Below are 20,006 nucleotides of genomic sequence, written 5' to 3'. Positions count from 1 at the left end.
TTCCGGTCACTCGTTAATCAGGAAATATCAGGCCAGCATGGTCTGCAGGCCATCAGAGGAATTCGCCATTTCGCTTGGCGTGAGATCGTTACCATTCGGGCCAATGCCGTTCTCGTAACCGGGCATTCCCGCCTCTTCCATCAAGGCGGCTATCGCCTCGTTGGTCATCTCTGCAATGTCCTCATTCGTGGGTATGTCGAGCAGGCTTGCCTGATGCAGCAACAGGTCAGAAAATGCCCCGTCCTCGGCCATGACAACCGAGTCTACTCCGGCCTTGGTTACATTGGCGGCATTCAGCATCGCATTGCTGCCTGCCAGAACCTCGGTCTGGTTCGCGTGGGGACCATTCAGATATACGTCATCCTGATCGGCAAGCATCGTCGATTGCTCGGCTACGTTGACCTGCACCAACGATCCGTCGATCTTGAGCACTCGCATCTGCTCCATGCCCGCGAACATCGGATCGTTCATCAGCGCCTCTTCCAGCGCCGCCATATCGTCCTCGCCCAAGGTCATTGCGCTGGCCATGGAATCGTTCATCGCCTGATGCGTGTCTTCGCCTTCTTTCTTGAGAGAGACCTGGTTCATGACCAGGTTCTCGTCCGATCCATCAATGGGTCCTGGCAATCCGCCCATCACCACGTCGTCATCCATCAAGACGTTTGTCTGGATAAACGCATCGACCGATATCATGTCGCCTTCGATCATGATCAGGTCATAATAACTGCCAAGTTGAAGAATATTGGTGACATCGATCAACTCGTTGTCGCCCAATGCGTACAGCGTGGTCGTCGCGTTAATCTCGGTATCAATATGATCGATATCCGTTGCGTCGATGTCCTGCTTGACAAAATTAGCAACGATCAGGTCGGTCGTAATCCAATCAACATGCACATATGCCGGGGCATCGTCTTCACTTGAACCTGTCTTAAGCCAAGGGGCTGACTTGCCTTCGACTTCGATCGTCGACGAGTGCACCACATTGGTGCCCGAGCCGCCATTCGTGCCCTTGTCTGTGTCAGATACAACGGCGACCTGGCTTACCATTGCCAGTTCGATCGCTTTTCCACCGACCGCGATATAAGGCGCATCGATCCAGGCTACGGTTGCGTTCATCTCGTTGATCGCAAGGTTGCCGCCTGCAATCACCGTGTGACCGTCGGCAAATTCGTCTTCCTCATCCTGATCCCATTCGGCGGGCATCATATCGGGCGTGTCGTCTTCTTCTTCCTCGTCCGGTCTATGATGCGCGGGCAGAAGATCGTCCCATTCCGGGGCTTCGTCCACATACTCACCATTGACGATCACGCCCATCGCTTCTTCGCCGTGGAACTGATAGACAACTGCACCTTCAACTTCGACATTGATCGGCGCCAACATCGCTTCGGCCAAAGATTCTACATACTCAATCGACAAGTAGTCCGAGATCGAGAACGAGGGCACGGCAAACGCGTGCATCGATGCTGCGACCTGCGCAGCCGCCTCGGCCAATGCGATCAGCTGTTCGACATCGCGGAAATCTCCCTCGCCGACAACGTCATTGTCGCGCAGGAAAATCGTCTGGAACGTGTAGGTCACAGCAGACCCGATAAGCTCTGTCACAATCTCCAGCTGCTGCTCGATCACAAACGTTGCACCTAGGCCGGTTGTCGCTTCGGGTAACGGCGGACCGTCTGAGAGTGGTGGTTCAAGTACAACGACCGTTTCAAATTCAGGGCCGTCGGTTGGGGGTGGAAGTTCAGGAGTGGCGGGGGGGGTGTCAAACCGATAGGAAAGCGGACCATATTTGCCCGGGTCCAGTTCCAGATCTGCCTTGATCCGGATCTTTGCAGGTTCTTCCAGTTCGTCCAGTTCAGCCTTGCGCCGCATGGCGGTGAACTCTTCGTACTGATCCCTCAACCGGGCTTTTTCAATCGTAAGATCAAAAGATCCAATAAAGTGTGCAATCTTTTCGGTAACACTATCGAATAACATTTCGATGATCCCTTACCCCCTTGCCAGCTAAAATTTCCGGTTCGGGATTTTCTGGGCCGAGGCCACATTGCGCGGCCCCGGCGATTTCATTGATCGGGGGCCGATAATGCGGCCCCCGATTTTTTGTCTTAGACGTCAGTGTCGTCGCTTGCGTAGGACGAGGTCATCGAACCACCAACCATGGTCGTATCGACTGAGTTACCTAGCACATTGGCACCCTGTACGATCGATTGGTTGAAGGCGTTCGTATCGACTACGGCAGCGGCCGAGGCGTAGGATTCACCGGTCACGATGCCATCGCCACCGTTATTCGAACCCCAATCACCGCCATGGCCTCCGGCACCGCCGTCACCCGAATAGGCACCGGCTGCGCTTCCGCCTGTCGTGTTGCCGCCCATTGTGTCACCAGACATGACGTCAACCATTGACGCGCCGCTAGTTCCACCTGCTGCAGTACCAGCAGCACCTGCACCGCCATCACCGCTGTATGCGGTACCAGTGGCATTGCCCGTTGCGGACGAATCCGAGTCATTGTCCGATGCAGATGCACCGCCGTATCCGGCAATCGCCTCAGCGAGGCTATCAGCAGAACCATCCGTGTCGGTCTCTGAGAATACATCTGATGCACCACCCAGACCACCTGTGGCCTCGGAAGCGCCAGATCCAGCAGCACTGGCGTTTGAATCCGATGCAGCAGAACCAGTTCCACCTGCACCACCATCACCATCAGCCGTTGAAGTACCTGTACCCGTGCCATCACCGGAACCGTTGGCAGCGTTCGAACCACCATCGCCACCATCAGCGTCCGCATCACTTGCGTTGGCAGCCGAACCGTCAACATCACCAGATGTCTGATCGACACTTGGGCCTTCAGCGTCTTGATCACCTAAACCTTGAACATCGGCATCAGCTGCTGAACTTCCGTTGTTGTCTCCGCCGTCTCCGTCTCCACCGGTGGATGAACCACTGCCAGAATCAGCTCTGGAATTACCGGTGTCGGCATCTGCATCACCACGGCCGCTTTCAGAGATTTCCTGCTGGAGGCGCGCGATTGCTTCTTCGACTAGGCGCGAGAATCCACCCGAGCCATCGCCGCCGTCGCCTGAAGCGTCGCTATCGGTAGTACCAGTTCCTGTTCCGTCAGCTGTGTTGTCACCGCCGTCATTGTCGTTGGCGTCGGTGTTGTTATCGCTGTCGTTATCAGCGTTGCCATCCGCATTCGAGTCGCCGTCGCCACCATCTGCACCAGATGCATCTGCGTCGTTATCCGCTACACCCTTGCCTTTGGCGCTGGACTCTGAGTCAGCATCACCACCGTCAGCATCAGCATCGGACTCGCTGTACGCCTTACCATAGCCTTTGCCTACACCTTCGGAATCGGCATAACCGCCATCTCCGCCTTCGCCATCAGTCGTGTTATCGCTGTCGGTGTTGTTGTCAGCATTCGAGTCGCTGGTGCTGTCACCACCGTACCCGCCAATGCTCTCACCATCAGCGTTCGAATTGGATTTAGCTTTGCCGGTGCTTGCATTGTCGGCATTACCTGAATCGCCACCGCTACCACCTTTGGCATGGGCATCAGCGTCACCAGTGTCTCCGCCTTCACCGTAAGCGTCGCTACCAATGGTCTTGCCGCCTACAGCTTCACCGCCATAACTGGTTCCGCCTTTTCCGGAAGCTGCACCATTTGCATTGGAACTAATACCTTCCGCAGCGTTGGCTTCGCCACCATTGGCATCACCGTTTTGCTTGAATTCTCCGTAGTTACCAACTTCGGCATTATCCAACTGATCGTTGTCTTCCAAGCTTGCCAGCTGATTGTTGATCGACGACATATCGTTGCCAGGACCATCCAGCGAAATATCAAGGTTCAGATCATCACCGGGATCATAATTCAAGTCGCGACCGGCGGTGATTACATCACCAACGCTGGCGTTGTCGCCCAGATCCAAGTCTACCTGATCGTCATCGCGGGGAATCCATTCGCCGCCACCGAAGTCAATGTTGACCGCATTATTGTTAGAGTTGTCATTATCATTATTGTCTTCACCACCATTGGTGTTTTGCTGCTGCTGCTTCTGATTTTGATCCTGATCTTGCGCGTTGTCATTGTCGTTATCATTTTTAGAACGCTGTGACTGATCTTGTCCTTGTGAATCAGAGTTGTTCGCAGAGTTTTCAACGTCCTGATCTTGCTTTTGCTTCTGAGCGTTGATGTCAGCTTCGATATAGGCTTCGTCTACCGCTATATCTGTTTCGAAATCGGCGTCCAGATTATCGATTTGGACGTCATCAATTGTGGTCACGGTTGTTGTTTGGTTGGGTTGGCGTCTCATAAAATTTTCCACTTTTACTTAAGCACCGGACCGCCATTCATCTACAAAGCGGCTACAGGCGCGGTTGAAAACAGAGTTCGCGCACAAGGTGTCAAACTGGACACTCGCGCGGCAGTGAAAGTCTTCTGTTTGGTTTGTCCCCCTTTCTCGGCTAAGCCGATTCCATGACCACGAGAAATTCGCTGAAATACGCGGACCGCAGACACGTCAGGTTCAAGTTCACTTCACAAATAGAAGCCTAGGAATGGTCGCAGCGATAAAGGGGTATGCATAGCTGGCCGAAAGCATTATTTTCTGCAAATCACTGTTTAATATATATTTTTTTGAAATTCGGCTTATTTCGCGCCAGATTTTACCCGGAAACAATCATGCGCAAACATATAGGATTATTAACCCTGATATTTCATGGAGTTACGCTATAACCAGATGCGAAGAACCTGATCAAAGGTTCTAGTAAGCGGTATTGCAGAACCCGCCTTTGGTTGCTGAAACACGTACTTTCAGCTATGATAAGGGACTATTTGAGTTCAAAGTTACTGTTTCGCGCCATCCAGTTCTGTACCCGATTTAAAGTTTCAGAGGGTGGCGTTTGTATTAGTGGGGGGAAGATCAATGAATATTTCATTGCAAGAAGACGCCCGTGATCAGATTGAATATCCCGAAGAGCTGTCGATCATTTTTATCGGCAAGGAACTGTTCTACTCGAACCAAACCCTGAGAAGTGTTCAAAGCGAATTCGGCGTTCGTGCGTCAAGATATGAAAGCCTTGACGACCTGCTTGCCGAGAGTGGGAACTCTGTTCCCTCCGAGCGCATCATTGTCGTGGATCAGATGATGCTCGAAGATCTGTTGGCGCGGCCCGCTGATTACTCCCGGCTCGCCGAGACAGGATGTCTGGCCTTCGCCTATCGCAAGAAAAGTCCGGCCCGGGTTCTGTTCGAACGCTGGGATCGTACCCGTTTCGGCAGTGTCGGGTATTTGCCAATGAACGTGGCGCCGGATGTTTGGCGCGCAATACTGCGCCTTCTGATGCACGAGGAGCTGCACCTGCCCTGCTTTCTTGCCGACAGCATGACCGCAACACAAAGTGCGCCAGGCACACCTATCGAAAAACAGCCTGCAACCAGAACCCGGTCGCCTGACAAACTGTTGCGATACTCAAAGCTGACGCGCCGCGAAAAGCAAGTCCTGAGGCTGGTATCGCAAGGCAAGAGCAACAAGACCATTGCGTCGAATCTGGGCATCACCGAACACACCGTCAAACTGCATATGCACAATGTCTCGGGCAAGATCGATGTGAGCAACCGGACTGAAGCTGCGCATTTTTACTTTGAGGTCGCGCCGAACGAAGCGCGCAACGCGCCCGTTGGATGAGGCATTCGAAACCCGGTTCGACCGGCTCATTCTGTTGGTGGGTCGGCTCAACTATATGTGGACGAACACGGAAAGCCTGCTGATCCACCTGATCGCAGGTCTGACCGGGGCCAATAAAGATGTTGCGGTCATCATATTCCTGACGCTTAACACCACACGTGCCCGTATCGATCTGGTCGAACGTCTCGCCAAGATGGAGGGTCGCCCCCCTGAAATCCGCGATCCGATTCTCGAACACACCCAGCGGTTGTCGCGCCTGTCCTCTATTCGAAACAAGTACAATCACTGCATTTATTCTTTCGATCAGGAAAGCGGAAATCCAAAGACCATCCTGATGCGCATTGCTGATCGCAAGACCGACATCAAAATTGGTCGTGAAGACACAGTTGACGACAAAGCAATGAAAGAAATCGAGGATGTTGTCACTCAGCTCTCGAATGCCAACAGGGATATCTGGAAATTGATCACCCAGCTGGGTTTCCCTGTCTGAGATGGTACTGGTGCGGGCGGTGGGACTCGAACCCACACGGCACTAAGGCCTTCGGATTTTAAGTCCGATATGTCTACCATTCCATCACGCCCGCACATCATCGTCGAAGTTTTGTCTCACCGCGCCGATGTCGTGTGCAGACACTTACAACCAACCAAAACGATTGAAAAGATACTCATTCATCAGATCCAGGGATGCATGCAGAACACGAACACAATCCTGCTGAATCAAGGCCGAGCTTGACAGCCTTCGGCCAATTCGTTCACGTCGGCGCAACACAAGATCAGGGAGCGAGCGATGAAACTAGTCAGTAACCCGTTTCGAGGTGGTTCTAAGCTTTCGGATCAGGCCCCTTATCCCTCCGTAGAGACAGATGGGTTGGGCCGGCATCGATTCTTCTGCCCTGACTTTGTCGAAACGCCCCTTGTGAATGCATCGGCGCTGGCACCCGTCGCGAATCTCTGGGTTAAAGATGAGCGAAGCCGTATGGGCCTGGGATCGTTCAAAGCGCTGGGTGCGGCTTATGTGATCGCCTGCGAAGCGAATGACATCTCGATCACGCCAGATGGTAACACGCTCAAAGGGCGCACCTATGTTACAGCAAGCGCGGGCAATCACGGGATGAGCATGGCCGCGGGCGCGCGCACTTTCGGAGCTGATGCAGTTGTCTACATCGCAGAAACAGTTCCAGAAAGCTTTGCAGATCGCCTGCGCGCTCAAAACGCACAAGTGGTCCGGGCGGGTGCGGATTACGCCGCCAGCATGGAAGCAGCCAGTCAGGCGGCGCAGGACAATGGCTGGACTTTGCTCTCGGACAGTTCCTGGGAGGGGTATACTGAACTACCGTACTTGCTGATGGAAGGGTATCTGCAAATGGCGGTCGAAGCCGCCGAGCAATGTACTGAGGCACCAACGCACGTTCTTCTGCAAGCCGGCGTTGGCGGCATGGCCGGAGCCGTCGCTGCCTATGCGCGGGTCGTTTGGGGAGATGCTCCGCAGATCATTATTGTCGAGCCAACCTCTGCCCCGGCGCTGCAGGCCAGTATCGAAGCGGGGCATTGTGTGTTTGCTGACGGGCCCGACAGCATCATGGGGCGACTGGATTGCAAAGAGCCCTCGCTGATCGCCTTGAACGGCTTGGCCCGAGATGCCGATCTGTTTGTGACAATCGAGGATGACACTGTCGAAGCACAGCTTCCGGCCATGGCGAAGGCCGGGTTGGAAACCAGCGCCTCGGGCGGTGCTGGCATTGCGGCCGTTCTGAACGACGCGATCCGTAGTGAACTGGGTATTGGACCGAATTCCAAAGTGCTCTGCATCTTGAGCGAGCAACCTGCATGAGAGGTTTCGCACCAGAGGAATTCGCGACCCGCGTTGCGCGCGCCCAGCATCGGATGCAAGAAACCGGTCTATCGGCCCTGTTGCTTACGACCGAGCCCCAGCTTCGCTATTTCACCGGTTATCTCACCCGTTTCTGGGAAAGCCCAACGCGGCCTTGGTTTCTGATCGTTCCGATTTCTGGCAAGCCGGTTGCAGTAATCCCATCCATCGGTGCTGCATTGATGGCACAGACATGGATCGACGACATTCGAACCTGGAGTGCACCCGACCTTGAAGATGATGGGGTATCCCTGCTGGCCGATACACTGAGAGAGTTGACGCCTGAAAACGCCTCAATCGGCTGCCCCGACGGGCATGAGACCCATGTAAGGATGCCACTGGCCGATCTAAGGCATCTCGAATCCGCAATTGGAGCGCGCCAAATTACGGGTGACCATGGCATCCTGCGGGCGCTGCGGATGGTGAAATCTGACGCCGAGATCGCAAAGATTCGAACTGCCTGTCAGATTGGTGCCCACGCCTTTGCACGAGTGCCCGAGATTGCCTCAGCAGGGACACCGCTGGATCAGATATTTCGAAACTTTCAGAGACTCTGCCTTGAAGAGGGTGCCGACTGGGTGCCCTATCTGGCCGGAGGGGCCGAGCAAGGCGGGTACTCGGATGTAATCTCACCCGCGACACAGACCCCGCTTCGTATAGGCGATGTACTGATGCTCGACACCGGCCTCGTCCACGATGGCTATTTTTGCGACTATGATCGCAATTGGTCCGTCGGCCCAGCGAGCAAGGCGGTACGCGATGCACATGCCAGATTGGTCGAGGCTTCGGATGCAGCGTTTGATCAAGCCCGTCCAGGCGTGACGGCTTCTCAGCTTGTTCATACGATGAACACAATACTTACCGATGGCAGCGCGGGAACCGATGCAGGGCGTCTGGGCCACGGGTTAGGAATGTCGTTGACCGAATGGCCTTCGCTTATTCCGGATGATCATACTGAACTGCAACCAGGAATGGTTTTGACGCTTGAACCGGGTATTGCGGTCGATGGCAAAATTCTCGTGCACGAAGAAAACATCCTGATAACCGAAGGCGCGCCCGAATTCCTCAGCCCCCGGATAGGACCGGAGATTGCCGAAATATGAGCACGTTGCCGTACACACTGGATCCTGACGATCCCTCGGCCGTACCAATGGGGCTGATCGTTTTACAGACCGACGAGACAATCGAACCTGAGTTTCGTAGCCTTTTTATCGATGACAAAAGCCCGCTTTATGTCAGCCGCATTCCCAGCGGGGCTGAGGTCAACACCGGCACTCTGGCGCAAATGGAAACCGACTTGCCCGCCGCGGCTGATCTGCTGCCAAAGGCGCGGCCCTATCGAGTTGTTGGCTATGGATGCACATCAGCCAGTTCGGTAATCGGATCGGATCGGGTTGAGCAGATGGTCATGCAGACCTGTAATACAGCGACCGTCACCAACCCGTTGCGGGCAGCCTCCGCCTGCGCGAGACATTTGGGCGTCTCAAAATTTGCACTGCTGTCGCCCTACATCGAAGAAGTAAACACTCCGTTGCGACGCGCGTTTGCAGAACAAGGCATCGCGATGGATGTGTTTGGCACTTTCGGCGAATCCGAAGAAGCCAAAGTTGTGCGCATCTCGACCGATTCCGTGGTCGATGCCGCCGTGCGACTGGGAAGAGATTCAACAGTCGACGCCGTATTCCTAAGTTGTACGAACCTTCGGACACTGACGGCTATCCCAAGGATCGAGGCGCAGATCGGCAAGCCTGTCCTGTCAAGCAACCAGAGTTTGGCCTGGCATATGAAACAACTGAACGTGTCGCAAAATTAGGCAAATGCGGCGTTTACGCGACTCCAATTGCTTTACGGGCTTGCGACCATTTGTTAGCCTCGTCATCAATGCACGAGAAGATCAATGAGGCCCGGACCAACCGGGTAATCATTTGACGCAACAGGGGGTCTTGTGACCGACACAAATAGCGACGCCGCGTTTGTTGAATTTCAACGCGTTCAAAAGTCTTATGATGGCGAGAACCTCGTCGTCAAAGATCTCAACCTGGCAATGCCAAAGGGCGAATTCCTGACCATGCTCGGGCCGTCCGGATCAGGTAAGACAACCTGCCTGATGATGCTTGCTGGATTCGAAACCGCCACCCATGGCGAGATTCTTCTGGATGGAAAACCCATCAACAATATCCCTCCGCACAAACGTGGCATCGGGATGGTGTTCCAGAACTACGCTCTGTTCCCGCATATGACTGTAGCCGAGAACCTTTCGTTCCCGCTGGAAGTCCGCAAGCTGGGCAAGTCCGAGCGCGAGGAGAAAGTCAAACGCGCGCTGGACATGGTGCAGATGGGTGCCTTCGGCAATCGTCGCCCCGCGCAGTTGTCGGGTGGTCAGCAGCAACGGATCGCACTGGCACGTGCGCTGGTTTTCGAGCCCGAACTGGTGTTGATGGACGAACCGCTGGGTGCGTTGGACAAACAACTACGCGAGCATATGCAGTTCGAAATCACCCGTCTGGCGCATGAACTGGGCATCACCACCGTTTACGTGACCCACGATCAGACCGAAGCTCTGACGATGTCCGACCGCGTGGCAGTGTTTGACGATGGTCGCATTCAGCAGTTGGCCCCGCCGGATCAACTTTATGAAGAGCCCGAAAACAGCTTCGTCGCGCAATTTATCGGTGAAAACAATACGCTAGAAGGCGTTGTTAAATCGATAGACGGTGACACTTGCCTTGTACAGCTGGATGACGGTTCGGAAATTGATGCAGTTCCGATCAACGTGCACAATCCGGGTGAGCGCACCAAGGTCTCGATCCGGCCCGAGCGTGTGGAATTCAACAAGGACCGTCTGCATGCCGATGCGCATACGCTGAAAGCCACGGTCAAGGAATTCATCTATATGGGCGACGTGTTCCGCTTCCGCATGTCGGTGGCGGGCAATGACGAATTCATTGTCAAAACACGGAATGCCCCCGACGCCATTCGCCTGCAACCGGGGCAGGAAATCGAAATCGGATGGTTGGCACAGGATTGTCGTGCGCTCGACGCATAGACCAAGCCGCGCGATACAAACGTGGTTTACCGAGGGACCAGCTGGCGAAAACCCGTGCGTCAGCTGACCAAACAACAAACGGGAAGTACTGGGAGTAACACATGAAAACTACCAAAACACTGCTGACAGCAGCTGCTATTGCGACAGCGGCTGGCGGCGTTTCCGCCGAAGAGATGACCATCGTCTCGTGGGGCGGCGCCTATTCCAAATCGCAGCTCAAGGCTTATCACGAGCCCTATTCGGAGAAGACCGGCGTCACCATCCTGAACGATGACAGCTCGAACGAGGCCGTCGCCAAACTGCGCGCGATGAACGAAGCGGGCAACATTACATGGGACGTGGTTGATGTGGTTGCGGCGGACGCAATCCGCCTCTGCGACGAAGGTCTAGCACTTGAGATCGATTTCGACACTCAACTGGCCCCTGCCCCCGATGGCACGCCTGCCTCCGAAGATTTCGGTGACCTTCTGGTCAGCGACTGCTTTATCCCGCAGATCGTCTATTCAACCACTTTCGGTTATCGCACAGATCTGGTCGGTGATACTCCGCCAACCGACATCTGCGCAGTATTCGATCTTGAAGCCTATCCCGGCAAGCGCTCGCTGGAAAAGCGCCCGATCAACAACATGGAATGGGCGCTGCTGTGTGACGGCGTCGCAAAAGACGACGTCTACGACGTTCTGGCCACTGCTGAAGGTCAGGACCAGGCCTTGGCCAAATTGGATACCATCAAGGACAGTGTCGTCTGGTGGTCTGCCGGTGCCGACACGCCACAATTGCTAGCCGATGGTGAAGTTGTCATGGGTTCGACCTATAACGGCCGCCTGTTCAGCGTGATCGAAGAACAAAAGCAGCCGGTAGCGATGCTGTGGGATGCTCAGGTATTCGATCTTGATGGCTGGATCATTCCGGCTGGCCTGAGCGAAGAGCGTCAACAGCGCGCGCTGGACTACATCATGTTCGCAACTGACACGCAGCGTCTGGCAGATCAGGCCAAGTACATCTCGTACGGCCCGGCTCGTGCCTCCTCTGCACCGCTGGTAGGTCAGCACGCCGATCTGGGCATCGACATGGCACCACACATGCCGACCGATCCGGAAAACGCCAAGAACACGTTCCTGTACAACTACGAGTTCTGGGCGGATTACCGCGACGATATCGACGCCAAATTCCAGGCTTGGCTGGCGCAATAAGCGTCTGATTTCCTGAGATTGTCGGGGGCGGCCTATCGCCCCCGACCCCAAAAATACCCAAGGGGTAACGATGACTGACGCCACCCAAAATACTGGTCCCATGCTGGCCGCGGACGGCACGCCACTCAAGCAATCGCTGGCCCGGTCACTGCGACGGCAAAAGCTGCGGGCCCTGATGCTGGTCGCCCCACTGCTGCTGTTCGTTATGTTCTCGTTCATCGTGCCTATTGCGGCGATGCTGTTCCGATCTGTGGAAAACAGCATCGTACAAGAGACACTGCCCCTGACGGTTGAAGCATTGCAAAGCTGGGATGAAACCAGCAGCGAGTTGCCCGACGAAGCCGTTTATGACGCCTTTGTCCGCGATATGGTCGTGGCCGTCGATAACAAGACACACACCCGGCTGGGTTCGCGTCTGAACTACGAAGAGACAGGCATGTCTTCGATGTTCCGCCGCTCGGGTCGGAAAATGGGTAAGCTGGACCCCGAAACCGATGGGCCGTTCAAAGACCAGGTCATCGAGATTCACGACGGCTGGGGTGAACCGCAGACTTGGGCGGTTATCAAGACGCATTCGCCCGCTGTCACCAATGGCTATTTTCTGAACGCTGTGGACATGCGCCGCACGCCCGAGGGCGCGCAGGCGCAGCCCGAGGACAAGCAGATCCTGATCAAGCTGTTCGGGCGCACTTTGTTCATGTCGCTGGTGATCACCGCGTCCTGCATCCTGCTGGCCTATCCGGTCAGTTATTTGCTGGCGACACTTCCGATGCGGGTGTCGAACCTGCTGATGATCCTCGTGTTGTTGCCCTTCTGGACGTCATTGTTGGTGCGAACCTCGGCGTGGAAGGTGATGTTGCAGCAACAGGGCGTGATCAATGAAACATTGGTCTGGCTAGGACTGGTCGCCGACGACGCCAGGCTGGTGATCATCAACAACCAGATCGGCACGATCATAGCTATGACGCATATCCTGCTGCCGTTCATGATCCTGCCAATGTATTCGGTGATGCAGACCATACCACCCTCGTACACCCGCGCCGCAAAATCCATGGGCGCGACCAACTGGACGACATTCTGGCGCATCTACTTCCCGCAATCCATTCCTGGCATTGGCGCGGGCTCAATCCTCGTGTTCATTCTGGCGATCGGCTACTACATCACGCCTGAAATCGTTGGCGGCACCAAAGGTGTCTTTATTTCGAACCGGATTGCCTATCACATCTCGTCCTCACTGAACTGGGGGCTGGCCGCGGCATTGGGAACGATCCTTCTGGGCGTCGTACTGCTGCTCTACTGGTGCTACGACAAGATTGTCGGCATTGATAACGTGAAGCTGGGATAATCGACATGGCCGCACTTACTCCGATATCCCGCAAACCTTTGTCCATGGTTTTGCCAAGCGTTGCGCTGGCAGGCGCCTTCGCCGGTATCTTTGTCGGCGCGGGCAATGGCTCGGTCTTCCTCGGCATCATTGGCGGTGCAGCCTTGATCGCCGCTGTGGCCTGGGTCTACATCAAGATACTCAAGAACGAAAAACTGGCCCGATGGATCAATATCCTTGGCTTTGGCATCGTCGGTTTTCTGTTCTCTGGCCCAATGGGCGGCGTGCTGGGCCTGTTGGGTGGATGGTTCTTCGTCTGGTTCATCTTTTGGCTGTACGAAGGTCGATATCGCCAAAAACTGTTGCCCTATCTGACCGCTAAACAAGTGTTCTATCACTACCTGTTCCGGGTGATCTGCGGTGCGATCTTCGTGTTCCTGATCACCCCGATCCTCGTGGTTCTGCCGCTTTCGTTCAACGCGCAGGACTTTTTTACCTTCACGCCTGAAATGCTGCGGCTCGACCCGGAAGGGTATTCGCTGAAGCATTACCGCGACTTCTTCACCAACAATGAATGGCAGCGCAGCTTCAAGAACTCACTCATCATTGCTCCGATTGCGACGATCATCTCGGTCTCGCTGGGCACGCTGGCGGCCATTGGCCTCAGCCAGAGCCACGTTCCAGGCCGCCGCGCCATCATGGGCATCCTGATCTCGCCAATGATCGTGCCGCTGATCATTTCAGCCACAGGCATGTTCTTCTTCTACAGCGATATCGGCCGCTTCATGGAGGGAACACTGGGCATGAACAAGAACTTTGTGGGCTATGTGAAAGTGATCCTCGCTCACGCCGTTCTGGGTATTCCATTCGTCATCATCACCGTGACCGCAACGCTAGTGGGCTTTGACCGCTCGCTGACGCGGGCGGCTGCGAATATGGGCGCGGGTCCGGTGCGGACATTCTTCAAGATTCAGATGCCCTTGATCTTGCCGGGTGTGATCTCAGGCGGCTTGTTTGCCTTCATCACCTCATTCGACGAGGTGGTCGTGGTACTGTTTGTCGGCTCGGCTAGCCAAAAAACGCTGCCATGGCAGATGTTCACCGGCCTGCGCGAACAGATCAGCCCGACCATTCTGGCGGTGGCCACGATCCTCGTGGTGATCTCGATTGCGCTGCTGACCACGGTCGAGCTGCTGCGCCGCCGGTCCGAGCGCCTGCGGGGCCTTTCCCCCGCTTGACGCAGGCCTAGGTCTGATCTAACGATTCACCTGTTCATCCCAGCCGCGATGGCGTCGCGGACGCACTGGGATGATCGGCTCTCGGACCCCGAGACCGCCTGTCCTGAACGCCGGGACAAGTGGCCGGGTTTGCCGCCCGGCAATGATGAGAGACCAAGTCATGACAGACACAACAAAACGCCCCGAATTCTTCATTTGCCACAATGGCGACAAAGCGCCCCTGCCGTTCAGCAAGGGCGAATACGACCGCCGCCTTGGCGCCCTGCGCGCAATCATGGCCAAGCATGACATCCCCGCCGTCCTGCTGACCTCGATGCAGAACATCGCCTATTATTCCGGCTTTCTGTACTGCTCTTTCGGCCGCCCCTACGGCTGCGTGGTAACACAGGACGCTTGCAACACTGTCTCGGCAAACATCGACGCGGGCCAACCGTGGCGGCGCTCGGTTGAGGACAACGTCATCTACACCGACTGGAAGCGCGACAATTACTGGCGCGCAGTGGCCAGCCTGATCGGCGGGGCCAAACGGATCGGGATCGAAGGCGACCACATGACATTGGCGGCGCGCAACACGGCGCTGGACATGCTGGGCGGACCGGAACTGATCGATATCGCACCTGACACGATGTTTGCCCGCATGGTGAAATCCTCAGAAGAGATCGAGCTGATCAAAGGCGGCGCGCGCACCGCTGACGTGGGTGGGGCCGCCATTCACGCAGCTATCCGTGAAGGCGCCACCGAGATCGAGATCGCCATGGCTGGACGCGACGCGATGGAAGAGGAAATCGCCCGCGCCTACCCGGATGCCGAATACCGCGACACATGGGTCTGGTTCCAGTCGGCGCTTAACACCGACGGCGCACATAACCCGGTGACTAAACGCGTGCTGCAAAAGGGCGATATCCTGTCGCTGAACACCTTCCCGATGATCTCGGGCTATTACACCGCGCTGGAACGCACGCTGTTCCTGGGCGAACCCGACGCCGACAGCCTGCGCCTGTGGAAGGCCAATGTCGCGGCGCACGAACTGGGCCTGAGCCTGATCAAACCCGGCGCGACCTGCTCGGGCATCACGGCTGAGATCAACCGCTTCTTCGCGGATGAGGGCCTGCTGCAATACCGCTCGTTCGGGTATGGCCATTCCTTCGGCATCCTCAGCCACTATTACGGGCGCGAGGCCGGTCTGGAGCTGCGCGAAGATATCGACACGGTGCTGGAACCCGGCATGGTCGTCTCGATCGAGCCGATGCTGTGGATCCCCGAAGGCCAGCCCGGCGCGGGCGGCTATCGCGAGCACGATATCCTTGTGGTTGGCGAAGACGGGGCCGAGAACATCACCGGCTTCCCCTATGGTCCCGGCCACAACATCATCGATGCATGAAAAAACGGGTGGGGCGACATGCCCCACCTTCTACCGCTGGGCGCGTTCGTGAAAGATGAAGCCCAGAAAGTTCAGCAATAGCTGCGCCGCCAGAATTTGGGTACTTTCCGTCGGGTCGTAAGCAGGCGCGACTTCGACCAGATCGATGCCCACAACATCCCCGCGTTTGGCCAGACCCTGTAGAATTTCCAGTACATCGTAGTAGAGAAACCCGCCATGGCTGGGCGTACCTGTGCCCGCTGCGATTGAAGGGCAAAAAGCGTCGATATCTATCGTTACGTAATACCGTGCCCCCTGCGGGATACGCGCCAGCACTGCCTCGGCCCCCAGTTTGCGCACCTGCCGCACCGACAGGATATCCGAGCCCCGCGCGCGGGCGTCCTCGTAGCCCTCTTTCGCAGTGGATGAGACATTGCGGATGCCCAACTGCGTCATGCCCGAGACATAGTCTTTCTCAATCGCCCGCCGCATCGGGTTTCCGTGCCCGGCGGTCACCCCGTGGCGTTCATCGACGAAATCCAGATGTGCGTCGATCTGCACCACATGGATCGGGCCGTTCTGCGCGCAATCCTCGGCGAAGGCATTGATACAGGGGATGTTGATCGAATGGTCCCCGCCAATTGTCACCGGCAAGGCCCCTGCTTTCAGGCTCTTGCCCACCCCCAAGGCGATATTCGCATGACTCTCGTCGGTCTTGGTGTGGATGATATCTGCATCCCCCAGATCAACGATCCGCACCGAGCCATCCAGATAGGTTGCGTCATCTTCGTGATCATAAGCCCCGGCGTGGCCGAAACTGAACAGGGTCGAGGCTTCGCGCACGGCCCGAGGTCCAAACCGCGCCCCCGGTCGCCATTGGGTCCCGAAATCGAAGGGCGCGCCGAGAACGGCGATATCCGCCTCTATCTCATCCCAATTCTCAACATATGGAGATTTGGCGAAGGTTGAGATGCCGACAAAAGGCAGGTTTAGTCGCCCCGCCTTATAACCATGGTCTTGCATGGGTATTTCCTTTTTCATTGCCACTGTCACGTTCGATGACATCAATCGCAGCAGCATCTTGTGCTCAGGATGGACCAATGTCGAGATGCCCGGCGTGCAGCTTCAGAAATTCGAGCCACTCACGCGAGTGTTGCGTGTATGTGATCTGCTTTGCGGGCAAGATCGAATATGAACCCGATCGGAGGATGCCATGTCGATTCCACGTCGCAGCTTTGTCGGCCTGTTGGGGGCAAGCGCTGTAGCACCTCGCGCTCTTTGGGCGCAGGATGACCCTGTTTACGATGCCGTACGTTCAACTTTGTATGGCAGTCGGACCGATTTCGAAGCCGGGATGGCGTTCCTGACCGAGCGCGGCAACCCGGACGTTGTGCCCGCGCTTTTGACGGCGATGCGCTATGGCAGACGGCGAGAGCGAGACATTGCCAAAGTCATGGAAGCGTTGAGCGGCGCGCGCCACGGCACAGACTGGTTCGAATGGATGCTATGGCAAGAACGGAACGCTCAGATTGTACCTCATCCATCTTTGATACCGTTCAAACGCGAAGTTCTTTTGGGCATCGATCAGAACTTCGATGTTTTCCTGAAACCCGAATATTTGCAACGCGACAAGATGAAGATTCGGCTGGAAGAGATCAGTTGGGGTGGTGTGCTCAAGGACGGTATCCCTTCGCTGGACAATCCCAAGCTGATCCCGGCGGCGCGGGCGGACTACATGAAAGACGACGATCTGGTCTTTGGCGTCTCGATCAACGGCGATGTACGCGCTTATCCGCTGCGCATCATGGGCTGGCACGAGATGTTCAACGAGGTGATCGGAGGCGTTCCGGTAGCACTGGCCTATTGTACGCTGTGCGGATCGGGGATTTTGTTTGAAACGCAGGTCGAGGGGCGGCGGAAGCCGTTTGTATTTGGCTCGTCCGGGTTCCTGTATCGGTCGAACAAATTGATGTTCGACCGTGAGACGCATTCGTTATGGAACCAGTACACAGGTAAGCCCGTGGTCGGACCGCTGGTCAACAGTGGGATCGAGCTGAAGCAGCGTCCTGTGGTGATCACCCGCTGGGACAGCTGGAAGGCGTCGCATCCGGATACGCAGGTGCTGTCGCTCAGCACCGGTCATCGGCGCAACTATGGCTCGGGCGTTGTGTATCGCGATTACTTTGCCTCACCCGATCTGATGTTCCCGGCCTTGGTCGATCAAAGTAGGCATCGCCAGAAGGACTACGTGTTCGCCGTGCGCCAGTTCGGCGCGGCGCGGGCATGGCCGTTGGACGCGTTCAAGGGCAAGCCGGTGATCAACGATGCGATTGGCGGGCGGGCACTGATGCTGATGGGCGACCCGGACAAACGCAGCGTGCGCGCCTACGAGCGTGGATCGCGCCAGTTCCGCGCGACCACCGATGGCGGGCTGCTGGACGAAACGGGCAACAAGTGGCGCGTCACCGAAGAGGCACTGATTGGCCCGGATGGCGCAGAGTTGCCGCGCGTCGCGGGACATATCTCGTATTGGTTTGCCTGGGACAATTATCTGGGCGACGCAGCCAGCGTTTACGGACGCTGATCAAGAATGTTCCTCGGCCGCTGTGGCGGCCAGCGCGCGGTTGTAAGCTTTCAGCGCGTCGATGTGATAGAGCGCGCCAACGGGGTTTTCACAGCCGTCCTTGTCGATGATCACCACCGGGATGCAAGGGATGTCATCGCGGTCGAAATATGGCATCGCGGCCTCAAGCGTGGCGCTGGCCTTGACGCATAGGCCTTGTTCGATCAATGCCTGCGCGTCTTCCTTGGAGATCGAACGCGCGTCCCCCAGCGGGCGCATCACAGCGCCTGCCCGCAACATTGCCAGCAGGTACGCCTGCGGCCCGGCGGCCAGGTGTACATTGCGCCGTTCCAGCTGGGTCAGGAAGAAGGACCGGTCTACAAGGCGCGAGGCTAGCGCAGTGGACATCGAGACCGAAACCATCACGGCGAGGCCGATCTGCCAGTCTCCGGTCAATTCAAACACGATGAGCGTGGTCGAGATCGGCGCGCCCAGCACCGCCGCCGCCACCGCGCCCATCCCGGCAAAGGCATAGAGCGTATGGGTGCCTGAAACATCTGGCAGCAATCCGGTGGCGATCAGGCCGAAGGCCAACCCGGTCAGCGCTCCGATCATCAATGAAGGGGAAAACACACCACCACCCATGCGACCGCCCATGGTAATCGCCACTGCGACGGTCTTGATGACCGCGAACAGGATCGCGGTCGTCAGCACGAGGTCCCCGGTCAAGGCACGGATCGTGGTTTCGTATCCCACGCCGATGATGTGCGGAAACCAGACCGCCAACAGGCCGAGCATCGCGCCCGAAACACCGGGGCGCAGCCAGCGCGGCAGAGACAAGCGGTTTTGGATATGCGTGCCGATATCCTCGGCGAAGAAGATCGATCGCATCAGCAGCAGCGAGACCAGCCCGCAAATCAGGCCTAGGATCAGGAAGGCGGGCAGCTCGACATAGAATTGCAACGACCCGGGCGTATCCAGCGTGAATTCGGTCACGTCACCATAAGCCAGCCGGTTGATCACGGTCCCCGCGACCGAGGCGATGACAATGGGCGCAAAGGCATGAACGGCGAAGTGGCGCAACACAACCTCAAGCGCAAACAAGGCCCCGGCGATAGGGGCGTTGAAACTGGCCGAAACAGCAGCGGCCACAGCGCAACCCAATAGGTCGCGCCCGGTGATGCCGTCGGCGTGGATACGGTCGCTGACCCAAGTCGAGATGACCCCGGCCATATGCACAACAGGTCCTTCCCGCCCCGTGGATCCGCCTGAGCTGAGCGTGATCAGCGAAGCGAAAAAAGATGCGATACCGGCCTTCTTTTCAACCCGTCCATCAGTGATGGCCGCACCCTCGATCACATCAGCTACCGAACGCACACGGCCATCATCGGTGTACCTGTTCAGGATGATCCCGACGACCAACCCGCCGACCACAGGTGTAAGGAAAATCCAGAGCCAATGCAGCTTCTCAGCATGGCTGTGCAGGAATAGGATATCTTCGGTGTTGTAGAGATAAGCCTGCAACGACGAGATCGCCATCCGGAATCCCAGCGCCATGAAGCCTGCAGCGATCCCGATGACCAGAGCGATAAACCAGAACTGAATCTGGCTGGGGCCACGATGAAGCATTACCCGCCATGCATCCCGCAGCGCCGAGAGGGCTTGATTGAGCTGATTGCGCAGCACGGTGCGGGTCGATTGGGTCATTGGCCCTCGTTGGGGTGGTCG

At 56.6% G+C, this 20,006-nt stretch carries 15 protein-coding genes and 1 tRNA gene; 11 read left to right on the top strand and 5 right to left on the bottom strand.

The window, feature by feature from the left end; genetic code table 11:
* Positions 1 to 27: 27 nt before the first annotated feature.
* Together ACR0AW_RS13865 and ACR0AW_RS13860 are read right to left on the bottom strand one after the other, a co-directional pair.
* On the bottom strand, positions 28 to 1,974 hold the full coding sequence (locus ACR0AW_RS13865; RefSeq protein ID WP_170732902.1) for a type I secretion protein: 1,947 nt from the start codon (positions 1,972 to 1,974) through the stop codon (positions 28 to 30).
* 128 nt (positions 1,975 to 2,102) lie between these two features.
* Positions 2,103 to 4,310: an MSCRAMM family adhesin gene (locus ACR0AW_RS13860; protein WP_170401336.1), complete on the bottom strand. Its 2,208-nt coding sequence runs from the start codon at positions 4,308 to 4,310 to the stop codon at positions 2,103 to 2,105.
* A 612-nt stretch (positions 4,311 to 4,922) separates the two neighbouring features.
* On the opposite strand from ACR0AW_RS13860, the gene ACR0AW_RS13855 reads away from it, so the two are divergent.
* Both ACR0AW_RS13855 and ACR0AW_RS13850 read left to right on the top strand, forming a co-directional pair.
* Complete coding sequence (locus tag ACR0AW_RS13855; protein ID WP_170401338.1) at positions 4,923 to 5,684, top strand: helix-turn-helix transcriptional regulator; 762 nt, start codon at positions 4,923 to 4,925, stop codon at positions 5,682 to 5,684.
* Entirely contained in the window at positions 5,677 to 6,174 is a 498-nt protein-coding gene (locus ACR0AW_RS13850) for a hypothetical protein (RefSeq protein WP_170732903.1), read from the top strand. Before ACR0AW_RS13855 ends, ACR0AW_RS13850 begins: the two co-directional genes overlap by 8 nt.
* An 8-nt stretch (positions 6,175 to 6,182) precedes the next feature.
* Here the strand turns inward: ACR0AW_RS13850 and ACR0AW_RS13845 are convergent.
* Positions 6,183 to 6,268 (bottom strand) — tRNA-Leu (locus ACR0AW_RS13845).
* A 203-nt stretch (positions 6,269 to 6,471) separates the two neighbouring features.
* On the opposite strand from ACR0AW_RS13845, the gene ACR0AW_RS13840 reads away from it, so the two are divergent.
* From ACR0AW_RS13840 to ACR0AW_RS13805, 8 genes are all read left to right on the top strand, one after another.
* Positions 6,472 to 7,515, top strand: coding sequence for a pyridoxal-phosphate dependent enzyme (locus ACR0AW_RS13840; RefSeq protein WP_170512273.1), 1,044 nt, complete (start codon positions 6,472 to 6,474; stop codon positions 7,513 to 7,515).
* Positions 7,512 to 8,657, top strand: a complete 1,146-nt coding sequence (locus ACR0AW_RS13835) for a M24 family metallopeptidase (protein WP_170732904.1) — start codon at positions 7,512 to 7,514, stop codon at positions 8,655 to 8,657. The genes ACR0AW_RS13840 and ACR0AW_RS13835 overlap by 4 nt, the downstream gene beginning before the upstream one ends.
* Complete coding sequence (locus ACR0AW_RS13830; protein WP_170732905.1) at positions 8,654 to 9,367, top strand: aspartate racemase/maleate isomerase family protein; 714 nt, start codon at positions 8,654 to 8,656, stop codon at positions 9,365 to 9,367. The genes ACR0AW_RS13835 and ACR0AW_RS13830 overlap by 4 nt, the downstream gene beginning before the upstream one ends.
* Before the next feature lie 132 nt (positions 9,368 to 9,499).
* Positions 9,500 to 10,600 carry an ABC transporter ATP-binding protein gene (locus tag ACR0AW_RS13825; RefSeq protein ID WP_170391997.1) on the top strand — a complete coding sequence of 367 codons (1,101 nt, stop codon included), beginning with the start codon at positions 9,500 to 9,502 and terminating at the stop codon, positions 10,598 to 10,600.
* Positions 10,601 to 10,701: 101 nt separating this feature from the next.
* Positions 10,702 to 11,793, top strand: a complete 1,092-nt coding sequence (locus ACR0AW_RS13820; RefSeq protein ID WP_170391999.1) for an extracellular solute-binding protein — start codon at positions 10,702 to 10,704, stop codon at positions 11,791 to 11,793.
* 70 nt (positions 11,794 to 11,863) lie between these two features.
* Entirely contained in the window at positions 11,864 to 13,138 is a 1,275-nt protein-coding gene (locus ACR0AW_RS13815; protein WP_170512242.1) for an ABC transporter permease, read from the top strand.
* Between the two features lie 5 nt (positions 13,139 to 13,143).
* Positions 13,144 to 14,355: an ABC transporter permease gene (locus ACR0AW_RS13810; protein ID WP_170732906.1), complete on the top strand. Its 1,212-nt coding sequence runs from the start codon at positions 13,144 to 13,146 to the stop codon at positions 14,353 to 14,355.
* Between the two features lie 160 nt (positions 14,356 to 14,515).
* On the top strand, positions 14,516 to 15,736 hold the full coding sequence (locus ACR0AW_RS13805; protein ID WP_170732907.1) for an aminopeptidase P family protein: 1,221 nt from the start codon (positions 14,516 to 14,518) through the stop codon (positions 15,734 to 15,736).
* Positions 15,737 to 15,766: 30 nt separating this feature from the next.
* On the opposite strand, the gene speB is transcribed toward ACR0AW_RS13805, so the two are convergent.
* Positions 15,767 to 16,738 carry an agmatinase gene (gene speB / locus ACR0AW_RS13800; RefSeq protein ID WP_170732908.1) on the bottom strand — a complete coding sequence of 324 codons (972 nt, stop codon included), beginning with the start codon at positions 16,736 to 16,738 and terminating at the stop codon, positions 15,767 to 15,769.
* Between the two features lie 190 nt (positions 16,739 to 16,928).
* Between speB and ACR0AW_RS13795 the strand changes: the two genes are divergently transcribed.
* Complete coding sequence (locus tag ACR0AW_RS13795) at positions 16,929 to 18,299, top strand: DUF3179 domain-containing protein (RefSeq protein WP_170420850.1); 1,371 nt, start codon at positions 16,929 to 16,931, stop codon at positions 18,297 to 18,299.
* On the opposite strand, the gene ACR0AW_RS13790 is transcribed toward ACR0AW_RS13795, so the two are convergent.
* Positions 18,300 to 19,985 (bottom strand): chloride channel protein, encoded by a 1,686-nt coding sequence (locus tag ACR0AW_RS13790; RefSeq protein WP_170392011.1) that lies wholly within the window; start codon positions 19,983 to 19,985, stop codon positions 18,300 to 18,302. It lies immediately after the preceding gene.
* Positions 19,986 to 20,006: the final 21 nt, after the last annotated feature.

It is taken from the genome of Ruegeria sp. C5 (assembly GCF_056537605.1).
The sequence above is the reverse complement of the archived record's forward strand: the minus strand, read 5'-3'. Positions and strand labels throughout refer to the sequence as shown.

Excerpts from the sequence above, each read along its gene's own strand:
- ACR0AW_RS13865 (WP_170732902.1), bottom strand. The coding sequence starts at position 1,974 with ATGTTATTCGATAGTGTTACCGAAAAGATTGCACACTTTATTGGATCT.
- ACR0AW_RS13860 (WP_170401336.1), bottom strand. The coding sequence starts at position 4,310 with ATGAGACGCCAACCCAACCAAACAACAACCGTGACCACAATTGATGAC.
- ACR0AW_RS13855 (WP_170401338.1), top strand. The coding sequence starts at position 4,923 with ATGAATATTTCATTGCAAGAAGACGCCCGTGATCAGATTGAATATCCC.
- ACR0AW_RS13840 (WP_170512273.1), top strand. The coding sequence starts at position 6,472 with ATGAAACTAGTCAGTAACCCGTTTCGAGGTGGTTCTAAGCTTTCGGAT.
- ACR0AW_RS13835 (WP_170732904.1), top strand. The coding sequence starts at position 7,512 with ATGAGAGGTTTCGCACCAGAGGAATTCGCGACCCGCGTTGCGCGCGCC.
- ACR0AW_RS13830 (WP_170732905.1), top strand. The coding sequence starts at position 8,654 with ATGAGCACGTTGCCGTACACACTGGATCCTGACGATCCCTCGGCCGTA.
- ACR0AW_RS13820 (WP_170391999.1), top strand. The coding sequence starts at position 10,702 with ATGAAAACTACCAAAACACTGCTGACAGCAGCTGCTATTGCGACAGCG.
- ACR0AW_RS13815 (WP_170512242.1), top strand. The coding sequence starts at position 11,864 with ATGACTGACGCCACCCAAAATACTGGTCCCATGCTGGCCGCGGACGGC.
- ACR0AW_RS13810 (WP_170732906.1), top strand. The coding sequence starts at position 13,144 with ATGGCCGCACTTACTCCGATATCCCGCAAACCTTTGTCCATGGTTTTG.
- ACR0AW_RS13805 (WP_170732907.1), top strand. The coding sequence starts at position 14,516 with ATGACAGACACAACAAAACGCCCCGAATTCTTCATTTGCCACAATGGC.
- speB (WP_170732908.1), bottom strand. The coding sequence starts at position 16,738 with ATGCAAGACCATGGTTATAAGGCGGGGCGACTAAACCTGCCTTTTGTC.
- ACR0AW_RS13795 (WP_170420850.1), top strand. The coding sequence starts at position 16,929 with ATGTCGATTCCACGTCGCAGCTTTGTCGGCCTGTTGGGGGCAAGCGCT.
- ACR0AW_RS13790 (WP_170392011.1), bottom strand. The coding sequence starts at position 19,985 with ATGACCCAATCGACCCGCACCGTGCTGCGCAATCAGCTCAATCAAGCC.